Annotated in this window: 13 protein-coding genes; 4 read left to right on the top strand and 9 right to left on the bottom strand. The window is 71.0% G+C overall.

Features of this window, described 5'->3' with window-relative positions:
• Window positions 1-364: 364 nt before the first annotated feature.
• Window positions 365-1,780 (bottom strand): class II fumarate hydratase, encoded by a 1,416-nt coding sequence (locus VGX25_RS09135; RefSeq protein WP_326917194.1) that lies wholly within the window; start codon window positions 1,778-1,780, stop codon window positions 365-367.
• Window positions 1,781-1,844: 64 nt separating this feature from the next.
• On the opposite strand from VGX25_RS09135, the gene VGX25_RS09130 reads away from it, so the two are divergent.
• Both VGX25_RS09130 and VGX25_RS09125 read left to right on the top strand, forming a co-directional pair.
• Window positions 1,845-2,834, top strand: coding sequence for an NAD(P)/FAD-dependent oxidoreductase (locus VGX25_RS09130; RefSeq protein WP_326917193.1), 990 nt, complete (start codon window positions 1,845-1,847; stop codon window positions 2,832-2,834).
• Between the two features lie 28 nt (window positions 2,835-2,862).
• Entirely contained in the window at window positions 2,863-4,821 is a 1,959-nt protein-coding gene (locus VGX25_RS09125; RefSeq protein ID WP_326917192.1) for a primary-amine oxidase, read from the top strand.
• Here VGX25_RS09125 and VGX25_RS09120 read toward each other — a convergent pair.
• Window positions 4,818-5,852 (bottom strand): DNA/RNA helicase domain-containing protein, encoded by a 1,035-nt coding sequence (locus VGX25_RS09120; protein ID WP_326917207.1) that lies wholly within the window; start codon window positions 5,850-5,852, stop codon window positions 4,818-4,820. The genes VGX25_RS09125 and VGX25_RS09120 overlap by 4 nt on opposite strands.
• 83 nt (window positions 5,853-5,935) lie before the next feature.
• Here VGX25_RS09120 and VGX25_RS09115 point away from each other — a divergent pair, with 83 nt between their 5' ends.
• Complete coding sequence (locus VGX25_RS09115; protein ID WP_326917211.1) at window positions 5,936-6,769, top strand: hypothetical protein; 834 nt, start codon at window positions 5,936-5,938, stop codon at window positions 6,767-6,769.
• Window positions 6,770-6,840: 71 nt separating this feature from the next.
• Here VGX25_RS09115 and VGX25_RS09110 read toward each other — a convergent pair whose 3' ends face one another.
• The 7 genes from VGX25_RS09110 to VGX25_RS09080 form a co-directional block, all read right to left on the bottom strand.
• Complete coding sequence (locus VGX25_RS09110) at window positions 6,841-7,158, bottom strand: nucleotide pyrophosphohydrolase (protein WP_326917191.1); 318 nt, start codon at window positions 7,156-7,158, stop codon at window positions 6,841-6,843.
• Window positions 7,159-7,183: 25 nt separating this feature from the next.
• The gene (locus tag VGX25_RS09105) at window positions 7,184-7,780 is read right to left on the bottom strand and encodes a L,D-transpeptidase (RefSeq protein ID WP_326917190.1); all 597 of its coding nucleotides are present in this window, start codon (window positions 7,778-7,780) and stop codon (window positions 7,184-7,186) included.
• A gap of 131 nt (window positions 7,781-7,911) precedes the next feature.
• Window positions 7,912-8,991 carry a class II fructose-bisphosphatase gene (glpX, locus tag VGX25_RS09100; RefSeq protein ID WP_326917189.1) on the bottom strand — a complete coding sequence of 360 codons (1,080 nt, stop codon included), beginning with the start codon at window positions 8,989-8,991 and terminating at the stop codon, window positions 7,912-7,914.
• Between the two features lie 106 nt (window positions 8,992-9,097).
• Entirely contained in the window at window positions 9,098-9,319 is a 222-nt protein-coding gene (locus VGX25_RS09095; protein WP_326917188.1) for an exodeoxyribonuclease VII small subunit, read from the bottom strand.
• Between the two features lie 91 nt (window positions 9,320-9,410).
• A complete protein-coding gene (locus tag VGX25_RS09090; protein WP_414635741.1) occupies window positions 9,411-9,845 on the bottom strand; it encodes a sugar ABC transporter substrate-binding protein in 435 nt (144 codons plus the stop codon).
• Window positions 9,832-11,091 carry an exodeoxyribonuclease VII large subunit gene (gene xseA / locus VGX25_RS09085; RefSeq protein WP_326917187.1) on the bottom strand — a complete coding sequence of 420 codons (1,260 nt, stop codon included), beginning with the start codon at window positions 11,089-11,091 and terminating at the stop codon, window positions 9,832-9,834. The genes VGX25_RS09090 and xseA overlap by 14 nt, the downstream gene beginning before the upstream one ends.
• A gap of 92 nt (window positions 11,092-11,183) precedes the next feature.
• Window positions 11,184-11,795, bottom strand: coding sequence for a lipid droplet-associated protein (locus VGX25_RS09080; RefSeq protein ID WP_326917186.1), 612 nt, complete (start codon window positions 11,793-11,795; stop codon window positions 11,184-11,186).
• 74 nt (window positions 11,796-11,869) lie between these two features.
• Between VGX25_RS09080 and VGX25_RS09075 the strand changes: the two genes are divergently transcribed.
• Complete coding sequence (locus VGX25_RS09075; RefSeq protein WP_326917185.1) at window positions 11,870-12,817, top strand: 4-hydroxy-3-methylbut-2-enyl diphosphate reductase; 948 nt, start codon at window positions 11,870-11,872, stop codon at window positions 12,815-12,817.
• Window positions 12,818-12,980 lie beyond the last annotated feature (163 nt).

Below are 12,980 nucleotides of genomic sequence, written 5' to 3'. Positions count from 1 at the left end.
CCAACGCGGAACATGACTACCGGAACACCAGACACCGGAACGCAACCTGGATCCCGGCACCACCACGGGCTCCGCCGCGCGCGGGGGACCCGGCTGGCACCGGACTTTGCCGGGCGCCCTGCCACCCCACCCATCCACACCTCACCCAAAGTGGATCTTCCAACCGCGATTCCCGGCTAACCGCCCACGAACCCGCCTCCCCACCCCAGACGGGGTGGGGGCCGACTGGGGATTGGTGCGGCGAGTCGATCATCGGGTTGGGCCGGCCGCACGGTGGGTGCGCGGCAATGTGGGGGTCGACGCGGGACGTGGGGTGCACCGCGGGCCGGCGGCTTCGGGCGGGGCGCCGACCTTGGGCGTCGGGTTACCGGGTGCGGGTGGGGGAGCTGTTGGGGTGGGCCATGTGCAGGACGTCGAGGGCTTGGTCGAGTTGGGCGAGGGTGAGGCGGCCGGCGTCGACGTGGCCGCGTTCGAGGACGACGTCGCGGATGGTCTTGCGCTCCTTGAGGGCCTGCTTGGCGATGGCGGCGGCTTCCTCGTAGCCGAGGTAGCGGTTGAGCGGGGTGACGATGGCCGGGGAGGACTCGGCGTACTCGCGTTGGCGGTCGGCGTTGGGGACGGCGCCGGCGATGACCTTGTCGGCGAGGAGCGTGGCGGCGGCGGCGAGCAGGCGGGCGGACTCAAGGATGTTGCGGGCTATAACCGGGAGCATGACGTTGAGCTGGAAGTTGCCCTGGGCGCCGGCGAAGGCGACGGCGGCGTCGTTGCCGATCACCTGGGCCACGACCATCATGGTGGCCTCGCAGATCACGGGGTTGACCTTGCCGGGCATGATCGACGAGCCGGGTTGCAGGTCGGGCAGGGCCAGCTCGGCCAGACCGGTGCGCGGGCCCGAGCCCAGCCAGCGGAGATCGTTGGCGATCTTGAACAGCGACACGGCCACGGTGCGGAGCTGGCCGGAGGCCTCGACGACGCCGTCCTGGGCGGCCTGGGCCTCGAAGTGGTCGCGGGCCTCGGTCAGCGGCAGCCCGGTCAGCGACGCCAGCTCCTCGGACACGAGCGCCCCGAAGCCGGGTGGGGCGTTGAGCCCGCTGCCGACCGCGGTGCCGCCGATGGGCAGCTCGCCAAGGCGCGGCAGGCAGCCGGTCAGGCGGTCGATCCCGTAGCGCACCTGGGTTGCCCAGGCCCTGGCCTCCTGGCCGAGGGTGATCGGGACGGCGTCCATCAGGTGGGTGCGGCCGGACTTGACCACGGTGTCCCACTCGTCGGCGCGCGTCTCGATGGTCCGGGCGAGGTGCTCGAGGGCCGGGATGAGGTCGCGGACCAGGGCCTCGGTCGCGGCGATGTGGATCGTCGTGGGGAAGGTGTCGTTGGACGACTGGGAGGCGTTGACGTGGTCGTTGGGGTGCACGTCCCGGCCGAGCCGGGTGCTGGCCAGGGTGGCGATGACCTCGTTGGCGTTCATGTTGGACGAGGTGCCGGACCCGGTCTGGAACACGTCGATCGGGAAGTGCGCGTCGTGCCGGCCCTCGGCCACCTCGTCCGCGGCGGCGGCGATGGCCGCGGCGACGTCGGCGTCGAGCACGCCCAGCTTCCGGTTGGCCCGGGCGGCGGCGGCCTTCAGTAGGCCGAGGGCGCGGATCTGGGCGCGCTCGAGGCCGCGCCCGGAGATCGGGAAGTTCTGCACGGCCCGCTGGGTCTGCGCGCGCCACAGCGCGTCGGCGGGAACCCGCACCTCGCCCATCGTGTCGTGCTCGATGCGGTACTCGTCCTTGGCCATACCTCTAGTCTGGCCCTGGACACTCCGGGTGGGCACGGTGGGCTCCTAGGCAAAGGCGGTACGTATGACGAACCCGACACCGACCGAGGTCGACATCCTGATCGTCGGCGCCGGCCCGACCGGCCTGTTCGCCGCCTACTACGCCGGGTTCCGCGAGCTGAAGGTGGCCATGGTGGACTCGCTGCCAGAGCCCGGCGGTCAGGTCACCGCGATGTACCCGGAAAAGATGATCTATGACGTGGCCGGGTTCCCCGCGGTGCGCGGCCGGGACCTGGTCAGCGCGCTCGTCGAGCAGACCGACCAGTGGAAGCCGACGTACCTGCTGGGCCGCAAGGCGATCACGCTGTCCGAAGTGGACGGTAAGTTCGACGTCGGCCTCGACGGCGGGGCGACGATCCGCGCCGGCGCCGTGCTGATCACCGCGGGGATGGGCGAGTTCAACCCCCGCCCGCTGCCGGCCGGCGACGGCTGGCTCGGCCGCGGCATGGTGCACTTCGTGCCCGAGCCGGAGGTGCACCGCGGCCAGAACGTGATCGTCGTCGGCGGCGGCGACTCGGCGTTCGACTGGGCGCTGTCGCTGCACCCGATCGCGAAAAGCGTCACGCTCGTCCACCGCAGGGCCAAGTTCCGGGCCTTCGCCTCGACCGTCCGCCAGGTCCGGGAGCTCGGCGTGCCGATCATCACCGACGCGGAGGTGGTCGAGCTGCGCGCCGACGACGCCGGGCTGGCCGAGGTGGAGATCAAGGTCAAGGGCGAGCCGGAGAACCGGGTGCTGCCCGCGCAGACCGTGGTCGCCGCGCTCGGCTTCACCGCAGACCTCGGGCCGATCGAGTCCTGGGGCCTGAAGATCGATCACCGGGCGATCGCCGTGGACACGACGATGAAAACCGCCCGGGACAAGATCTACGCCGCCGGCGACATCGCCGCCTATCCCGGCAAGGTCAAGCTGATCGCCACCGGCTTCGGCGAGGCGGCCACCGCGGTCAACAACATCGCCGTGGCGCTCAACCCCGAGGCACACCTGTTCCCGGGCCACTCCAGCGACGTCAGCTAGGAATGCCGGCGCTCAGTACCGTGAGCGCATGACCGAGACCGCGCCCGAACTGACCGCACCGCACGACACCGTCCCGGCGCCGGCGCATCCGCTCGACCCGCTCACCGCCGAGGAGCTCCGGCGCGCCAAGGAGGTTCTCGTGCGCGCCGGCAAGGTCGCCGGCAGCACCCGGTTTCCACTCGTGCAGCTGCACGAGCCGCCGAAGGGCGAGGTGCTCGCGTTCCGGTCCGGCGACGCGGTCGACCGGCACGCGTTGGTGCTGCTGCTGGACTCCGCGACCGGGGCGACGCACGAGGCGATCGTGTCGGTGACGCGCGCGGAACTGGTCTCGTGGGCGGCCGTGCCGACCGAGACCCGCGGCCAGGCGCCGATCATGCTGGAGGAGTTCGAGCTGATCGGCGACATCGTCAAGGCCGACCAGCGCTGGGTCGACGCGATCGGCAAGCGCGGCATCACCGACCTGGACCGGGTCGTCGTCGCGCCGCTGTCCGCCGGGTGGTACGACATCCCCGGCGAGAGCGGGCGGCGGCTGCTGCGGGCGTTGGCCTTCGCCCAGGATCACCCGCAGGACGCCTGCTGGGCGCACCCGATCGACGGTCTCGTCGCCTACGTCGACCTCATCGCGCGGGAGGTCGTCACGCTCATCGACCACGCGGTCATGCCGGTTCCGGCCGAGCCCGGCAATCTCGACGAGCAGTCCATCGGCCCGGTGCGCACGACGGTGAAACCGTTGGAGATCAGCCAACCCGACGGGCCGGGCTTCACCGTCGACGGCCACGTGGTCACGTGGGAGAACTGGCGCTTCCGGATCGGCTTCGACCCGCGCGAGGGGCTGACCCTGCACCAGATCGGCTACCGCGACGGCGACCGCGAGCGGCCGCTGATCTACCGCGCGTCGATCGCGGAGATGGTGGTGCCGTACGCGGATCCGAGCCCGACCCGGTTCTGGCAGAACTACTTCGACGCCGGCGAGTACAACCTGGGCAAGCAGGTCAACTCGCTCGTGCTCGGCTGCGACTGCCTCGGCGAGATCCACTACCTCGACGCCGTGCTGGCCGACGACAACGGCGACCCCATGGTCGTCGGCAACGCGATCTGCCTGCACGAGGAGGACCACGGGGTGCTGTGGAAGCACACCGACATCGTCACCGGGCTCGCCGAGACGCGCCGCTCCCGCCGGCTGGTCGTGTCCTTCTTCGTCACCGTCGGCAACTACGACTACGGCTTCTACTGGTACTTCTACCAGGACGGCACGATCCAGCTGGAGGCCAAGCTCACCGGCTGCCTGTTCACCGGCGCCATGCCGGATGGGGGGTACCGGTGGGGCACCGAGGTGGCGCCGGGTCTCGCCGCGCCCTACCACCAGCACCTGTTCAACGTCCGGCTGGACACCACGATCGACGGCGTGTCGAACTCCGTGCAGGAGATCGACGTCGTGCCCGTCCCGATCGGCCGGGACAACCCCTACGGCAACGCGTTCACCACGTCCGCGCACACCCTCACTCGCGAGTCCGAGGCCGGCCGCACCGCCGACGCGACCCGCGCCCGAACCTGGCGCGTGGTCAACCCCGGCGTGCGCAACCGCCTCGGCCAGCCGGTCGGCTACACGGTCGTGCCGCACTCGGCGCCCCCACTGCTCGCCGACACCACCTCGTCGATCGCCCGCCGAGCCACCTTCGCCACCAGGCACCTCTGGGTGACCCGCTACGACCCCGCCGAGCGCTACCCGGCCGGCGCCTTCCCCAACCAGCACGCCGGCGGCGCCGGGCTCCCCGAGTGGACCGCCCGCGACCGCACCATCGACGGCGAGGACATCGTCCTGTGGCTCACCTTCGGCGCCACCCACCTACCCCGCCCCGAAGACTGGCCCGTCATGCCCGTCGACCGCGCCGGCTTCACCCTCAAACCCTTCGGCTTCTTCGACCGCAACCCGGCCATCGACCTCCCCCGGTCGACCTCGACCCACTGCCACCCGCACGGCGGCTAGCGCGCCATCGACTCCAGGTACTCCTGGGTCTCGGGGTCGGTGGAGTAGACGCACACGCCGCGCATACCCCTGGTGAGCAGGACCTTGTAGGTGTTGCGGATGAGCGCGCGGAACTGCGGTGGGGTGGCCCGCTTGACGGCCGGGTCGTGCGACCGCTCGGGCCGAGCGACCCACTCGTCGCCGCGGCGCACGAAGTCCGGCCCGAAGATCACCCCGGCCCAGTCGTACTCGAATCCCTGGGCCGTGTAGATGCAACCGACCTGCCCGAACCCGCGCTCGTCACTGGCCCAGTAGTACGACTCGGGCGCCTCGGTGACCCGCTTGCCCGGCTTGGCGTTCCACGGTCGCCGCCAGTTACCGATCTCGACGTCGGCAACGAGCACCCGGGCGCCGTCCCGGTTGACCGGGTCGCTCCAGCGCCAGCAGTAACCCGCGGCAAGCCGTGCCGTGCCGCCGTCCGACTCCTGCCGGGCGAGCAGCCACGACTCCATCTCCTCCGGCGAGCGCGCCGAGCGCACCGCGAAGCTCTCGTCGGTCCGGCTGACGAGCCGACTCCATGGCGCGGCCGGCAGCCGGCTCAGGCCGAGCAGTCGCGCCACCCAGGCGTCGTAGTACTCCGAGCCGCCGCAGCGGAACTGCCCCCCGAGCCGAATCACCTCGACCGCACAGTCCAACTGCTCGGCGACCGCGCGAATCTCGGTGAGGGAGCCCATCTCGCCCGGCCGCACGATCTGATGCTCGTCGAGCAGGAAGACCGGCACCCTGGCCGCGTCGATCAGCTCCTCGATCTGGCGGCGAGCCCTGGCTCGGGTCTCGCGACGGGTGAAGCGGTAGACGCTGGTTTCCCGGATGCGATGGGCCTCGTCGCAGATGAGGACATCGAGCCCGAACTTCTCGGCGTCCACGAAGTTGTTGAAGTACTTGAACATCGCCGGCACTCGCCGGTCGCGGGTGCCGACGATCCGGCGCAGGGTGTTGGTGAACGCGCTCGATCCGGTCGCGTGATAGGCGGTTCGTCCACGTCTGGCCAGCTCGCCGAGCAGGCTGAGCGCGATGACGCTCTTTCCCGACCCGGGCCGCCGAGCACGATCATGACTGTCTGCTTGCGCTCGCCGTGCGCGCGGCGCACGGCGCTCATCACCCGGCTGAACGCGACCTGCTGCTCGTCGAGCAGCACGAACTGCTCCCGATCCCTGATCTCGTGGTGCGCCCGGTCGAGCAGCGGCTTCGACGGCGCATGGCGGAAACCGAGGAATTCGTCGGCCGCATTGCGCGCTCCATCGCGCGAAAGCGGCCGCACATCGAGTACCCGGCGAAGGCGCTCGATCAGCTCGCCGCGGGTATCCAACGTGTACAGGTTGCCGTACTGGTCGAGCCGGTATTCGTGGATTCGCCACACGCCCGATTGGCGAGCGTTGTGCAGGTAAGCCACTCCGTGGACCGCGTCGGCGCGTTCGGCAAGGGCCGGCGTCGCGTCGATGAGGTACTCGCAATATCTGCGCACCTGCTCCACCGGGTGCAGCACGGGTTCGGTGTAATGGTCGATCCGTACCAGATCGTCGCCAACGGGCTCCGCTTTGGACCACTGTTTGAGCTCGACGAGCACGTACGACGGCGACCCGTGGCGGGGATCGATGCCGCACAGCACCACATCCACCCGTTTGGGACTGTGCGGCAGCTTGTGCTCGAGGAGCACCTCGACATGGCCAAGACCGGCATCCACGACGTCGGCGAGAAATGCGGGCAAGCTGTTCTGCCACGACCGGACCTCGCCGGCGCCGATGCCCGCCTCGTACTGGATGCGGGCCTGTTCGGCCAGCACGGTGTGCAGTTTGTCAGTCCGGGCATCCTCGAGCAGCGACTCGGCACTTTGCCGAACGAGAGCCACCGGTATTCCCCCACAAGGGCACGCGAACAACATGTGCGGGTGGGGACATCAACGAAATGATCCGGTGCCCGTCGGGCCGCGCGGCCGAGCATAGCCGCAGCCTTGGGGGAGGCGTGCGGACACCCGGGGAATCACCCGGGGACGGGGAACCGCGACTCGTTGCGCCGGATCTTCGCCAGCGCGGCGGCCGCGAGATCGACGCCGAGCACGTCGGCGAGCCTGACCAGATAGATCAGCACGTCGGCGAGCTCGTCCTCGACCCGTTCCGCCTGCGACGGCTCGGTCATCACCTCGGCCGACTGCTCCGCGGTCAGCCACTGGAAGAGCTCGGTCAGCTCACCGACCTCGGCCGACAGCGCCATCACCAGGTTCTTCGGCGTGTGGTACCGCTCCCAGGCGCGTGCGGCGGCGAAGGCCCGCAACCGGTCGGCGAGCTGGTCCAACTCCATGCGGCAGTCGTATCACGCCGTCAGATCACGGGACGACCTGGACCGTGGAGCCGACCTTCAGGGTGTTGTAGTAGGTCTTGGCGGCGGCGCGGGAGAGGTGGATGCAGCCGTGGGACTGTTCGCGGAGGCTGCCTTCGTGGAAGGCGATGCCGCCGTTGAAGAAGACCGAGTAGGGCATCGGGGCGTCGTCGAACAGGCTGCTCTTGTGGTCGATGTCCTTGAACTGTACGCGGAACGTGCCGGGCGGGGTCCGGTAACCCTTGCGGCCGTGGGTGATCGGGACCGGGCCGTAGGTGACCTTGCCGCCGGACAGCAGCCAGGACTTGTTGGCCGACAGGTCGATGCACGCGCCGTCGGAGATGGAGCACGGGGTTCCGGCGGCCGGGGCCGGCTTGGGCTTCGGCTTGGTCGTGGTGGGTTTCGGCTTGGTCGTGGTGGGGGGTGGTGGGGGCGGCGGTGTGGTGGTGGTGGTCGTTGTCGTGGTCGGCGCGACCGTGGTCGTGGTGGTCGTCGACGTCGGGGGCTCGGCGGACGGCCCGCCCGAGGACGCCGCGTTGCCGGTGCCGCACGCGGACAGCGCGGCGAGGCCGGCCACACCCACGATCATCAGTTTGATCCGCATGTCGGCTCCCCTCGGCCAAGATCCGCCTGTTCCTATCCTGACGACGTGACGGATCCGCCGCAGGTTGCCCGATCACCCCGGCAACGGATCAAAATGTGACCTTCACACATTCCCAAGAGCGGGAGGCACAGTCAGGGCAGCGGCGGGATGGCGTGCTCGTCCTCCTCCTTGGACGGGCGGTCGAAGTCCACCGAGGCGTACTCGCGCAGCTTGGTCAGCCGGTGGAAGCCGTCGATCATGCGCACGGTGCCGGACTTGGAGCGCATCACGATCGACTGGGTGGTGCACCCGCCGGACCGGTAGTGCACGCCGCGCAGCAGGTCGCCGTCGGTGACCCCGGTGGCGCAGAAGAACACGTTGTCCCCGCGGACCAGGTCGTCGGTCTCCAGCACCCGGTCGAGATCGTGGCCGGCGTCGAGCGCCTTCTGCCGCTCCGGCTCGTCCTTGGGCCACAGCCTGGCCTGGATCGCGCCGCCCATGCACTTCATGGCGCATGCGGCGATGATCCCCTCCGGGGTGCCGCCGATGCCCATCAGCAGGTCCACGCCGGTGTTCGGGCGGGCGGTGGAGATCGCGCCGGCCACGTCGCCGTCGGTGATGAACCGGATCCGGGCGCCGGCCGCGCGCACCTGGCGCACCAGCTCCTCGTGCCGCGGCCGGTCGAGGATGCACACGTTGACGTCGGACACGTCGCTGTGCTTGGCCTTGGCCACCCGGCGGATGTTCTCGCTCACCGGGGCGGTGATGTCGATGACGTCGGCGGCCTCCGGGCCGACGGCCAGCTTCTCCATGTAGAACACCGCGGACGGGTCGAACATCGCGCCCCGCTCGGCCACCGCGAGCACCGCGATGGCGTTGTGCATTCCCTTTGCCATCAAGGTGGTTCCGTCGATCGGGTCGACCGCGACGTCACAGTCCGGGCCGTTGCCGTCGCCGACCTCCTCGCCGTTGTAGAGCATCGGCGCCTGGTCCTTCTCGCCCTCGCCGATCACCACCACGCCGCGCATCGACACCGTGCCGATCAGCTTGCGCATGGCGTCCACGGCGGCGCCGTCACCGCCGTTCTTGTCGCCGAGGCCCACCCAGCGGCCCGCCGCCATCGCCGCCGCCTCGGTGACCCGGACCAGCTCCAGCGCCAGGTTGCGGTCGGGAGCTTCGCGCCGTCTCCTGGCGCCCGCGGTGGGGACGTTGCCTTCGCTCGAGATGGTCATGATGCCTCCGAGTCGACGCGTGGAAAGGGCCCTGACCCGATCCTCCCAGATCAATGGCGATCGCGATAACCATGCGTCACCGACCCGGCTCGGTGAGAAAGCGCTGTCACGTCGCCTTCCCGGGTTCCCCTCTCTCGACCGACGCCAGCGCGGCTTCCACCCGCTCGCGTGCGCCGGCAAGGTGGCGGTCGCAGATCCTGGCCAGTTCCTCGCCGCGCTCCCACAGCGCCAGCGACTCCTCCAACGACAGCCCGCCCGCCTCCAGCTTGGCGACCACGGCGGTCAGCTCGTCTCGGGCCTGCTCGTAGTCCAGCTCGGTCTCACTCATGCCATCACCTCGCAAGCTCGGTGATGGTGACCCTGCCGCCTCGTTCCTCGGCGGCAGGGCGGTGTTCGATGGTTCGCTTCGCAAGCTCCGCTCACCGGGCTGAGCTCTCCAATCTGGTGTGGGCACGCACCAGCGCGGTGGCGACCGCCTGGTCGTAGCCGACGAAGGCCTCGGCGAAATCGGCGCCGTCGCGCTCGGCGACGGCCTCCTCGATGCGCATCTGGGCCCGCCCGACCCGGTGCCGGTGGGCCGATCCGGTGCCCTGCCACCACCGCTTGCCGGCGAACATCGAGGTGGCCTCGGTGAGCTCGCGCAGCCGCCGCGGCAGCAGCTTCGTGCCGGGGCCGTCGCAGCCGGCGAGCAGCGCGGCCCAGCATTCGGCCGCGGCCGTGTTGGCCTCCGTCGCCCTGCGGCGCACGGCATCCGCGCTTGCCCTGATCGCCGGGGACTGCACGGATCCGGACACCGTGTCGATCGTCGACAGGGTCAGCGGCAGGAAGCTCGGTTCACGCTCAAGTCTCGCCACTGCCACCTCCGCTTGCCGGTGGGTCCGCACCGGACACGACCGCATGCACCGCGCCGTCCATGACCCGGACCCGCAGCCGGGTTCCGGCTGGCGCCTCGGCGATCGAACGGAGCACCCCCGAGTTACCGGCCGGGTCGACGCGCTGGACAACCGCGTACCCGCGGGCAAGCGTGGCCGCTGGTCCGAGCGTCGTCAAGCGGGCATTCGTGGCATCGAGCGCGGCTCGCTCGGCGGACACGTGGTTGCGGACCGCCCGGCGGGCCCGCCCGACGAGCGTGGCGATCTGCTCGGCGCGGCGGTCGAGCGGGCCGAGCGGGTCGGCCAGCACCGGCCGGCTGCGCAGCGACTCCAGCAGCCGGCGCTCCCGGTCCACCCAGCCGTGCAGCGCGCGCCGGGCCCGGTCGCGCAGCTGCCGCACGCGCAGGGTCTCCTCCGTGACGTCCGGCACGATCCGCTTGCCGGCGTCGGTCGGCGTCGAGCAGCGCACGTCGGCGACGTGATCGAGCAGCGGGGTGTCCTGCTCGTGGCCGATCGCGCTGACCACGGGCGTGCGGCAGGCGGCCACCGCCCGGCAGAGCGTCTCGTCGGAGAACGGCAGCAGATCCTCGACGCTGCCGCCGCCGCGGGCGATCACGATCACGTCGACCAGGCCGTCTTTGTCCAAAGTAGACAGCGCGTCGACGATCTGCGGCACCGACAGCGCGCCCTGCACCGCGACGTTCTCGATCCGGAACCGCACCGCCGGCCACCGCGCGCGGGCGTTGACCAGCACGTCGTGCTCGGCCGCCGAGGCCCGGCCGGTGATCAGCCCGACCGTGCGCGGCAGGAACGGCGGCCGGCGCTTGCGGGCCGGATCGAACAGGCCCTCCGCGGCCAGCAACCGGCGCAGCCGCTCGATCCTGGCCAGCAGCTCCCCGACGCCGACCGCGCGGATCTCGTCGGCCCGCAGGCTCAGCGTGCCGCGGTTGAAGTAGTACGCCGGCTTGGCGTGCAGGACGACGCGGGCGCCGTCGGCCAGCGGCGGCACCTGGGCGCGCAGCACCTCGGCCGGGCAGGTCACGCTGATCGACAGGTCGGCGGCCGGGTCGCGCAGCGTCAGGAACGCGGTCCCGGTGCCCGGCCGGGCGGAGATCTGGGTGACCTGGCCCTCCACCCAGACCGAGCCGAGCCGGTTGATCCAGTCCGCGATCATGCGCGCGACGGTGCGCACCGGCCAGGGGTTCTCGGGTGTGGTCGGGTTACTCATGGCCATCGCCTCGCAAGCTCGGTGCCGGCGACCCTGCCGCCTCGTTCCTCGGCGGCAGGGCAGTGCCTGATGGTTCGCTCCGCAAGCTCCGCTCACCGCAGGTCGCGGACGGTGGCGATGCGACGGGTCAGCATGCCGACGAACGACGGGCGGTTGGCGTGCGTGCGCTCGTGCTCGAGCAGCTCCTCCAGCTCGGCCAGGGTGAACCGGCGCAGCCGGGCGCGCAGCTGGGGCAGCGACAGCTCGTCGTAGTTGGCGATCCCGGCCGGGCCGGCGGTGCGCTCGGCGTCCTGGGCGGTCTCCTCGGCGAGCGCGCGCTCCTCCTGGGCCCACGGATCGGGCTCGGCGCCGTCGGCGATCACCGGAGCGTCGGTATCCTGGTGGCCGTTCCCGGAGATGTCCGCCCACTCGGCCACCTGGTCGAACGGGGCCGGGCGGCTGGCGTCGTACCGGTCGGTGTCGGCATCCTCGTCGAACGTCGCCCAGTCCGGCGTCTCCTCGACCGGCCGCAGCGCGGAGAGCACCTCGTCGCCTCTGATCGCCAGCTCGGTCACCTGCTGCTGCAACCGCATCGACATCTGCAGCGCCTGGCTGGCCACCGTGACCGGGAGGCCGGCCAGCTTCGCCGGCAGCTCCCGCGCGTGCTCGACGGCGGTGACGGCGAGCCCGGCCGCGACCCTGATCGGCAACGGGAGTGACTTCATGGCGCCTAGCCTGCCTCAGTCGTTCCGATCTGCCTACTCTGGGTTGCACGGCGCCGATCCGTACCCTGGGTGGCATGAAGCGTGTGCTGCTGGCCAAGCCACGCGGCTACTGCGCCGGCGTTGACCGGGCCGTGGTGACCGTGGAGAAGGCGCTGGAGACGTACGGCCCGCCGGTGTACGTGCGCAAGGAGATCGTGCACAACCGGCACGTGGTCGACACCCTGCGGGCCCGTGGCGCGATCTTCGTCGACGAGGTGGACGAGGTCCCCGAGGGTTCGCTGGTCGTCTTTTCCGCCCACGGGATCGCCCCGGCGGTGCACCAGCGGGCCGCCGAGCGCAACCTGCGCACGATCGACGCCACCTGCCCGCTGGTCACCAAGGTGCACCAGGAGGCCAAGCGGTTCGCGCGGGACGACTACGACATCCTGCTGATCGGGCACGAGGGCCACGAGGAGGTCGAGGGCACCGCCGGCGAGGCGCCGGACCACGTGCAGCTCGTCGATCGCCCGGAGGACGTCGACCGCGTGGCCGTCCGGGACCCGTCCAGGGTCGTCTGGCTGTCCCAGACCACGCTGTCGGTCGACGAGACCATGGAGCGGGTCGACCAGCTGCGCCAGCGGTTCCCCGCGCTGGCCGACCCGCCGAGCGACGACATCTGCTACGCCACGCAGAACCGCCAGGTCGCGGTCAAGGCGATGGCCCCGGAGTGCGACCTGGTGCTGGTCGTCGGCTCCCGCAACTCCTCCAACTCCAAGCGCCTGGTCGAGGTCGCGCTGCTGGCCGGCGCCCGCTCCGGTTACCTGATCGACTTCGCCCACGAGGTCGACGAGTCCTGGCTGGACGGGGTCGAGACGATCGGCGTGACCAGCGGCGCCTCGGTCCCCGACGAGCTGGTGATGGACCTGCTGGCCTGGCTGGCCGACCGCGGCTGGACGGACGTCCAGGAGGTCACCACCGCCAACGAGAAGATCACCTTCGCGCTGCCGCGGGAGCTGCGCAAGAGCCTGAAGAAGGCGACGTGAGGCTGCTTTCCTAGCCCACGTCGGGCGGGCGGCGGCGCAACGGGCGCCTCGGCTGATCCGCGCGGGGATCCCCGGCGCGGCGCGGCGGTGGGTCGCCCCGGCCGGGTTGCCGGCGCGGCGGCGGCTCCGACCGCCCCCGTTCGGACCGGGCGCGATCCGTGCC

Source organism: Actinophytocola sp. (assembly GCF_035942955.1).
Lineage (GTDB): Bacteria > Actinomycetota > Actinomycetes > Mycobacteriales > Pseudonocardiaceae > DASYTH01.
Note: the sequence above shows the minus strand (reverse complement) of the source record. Positions and strands in the feature narration are given on the sequence as shown.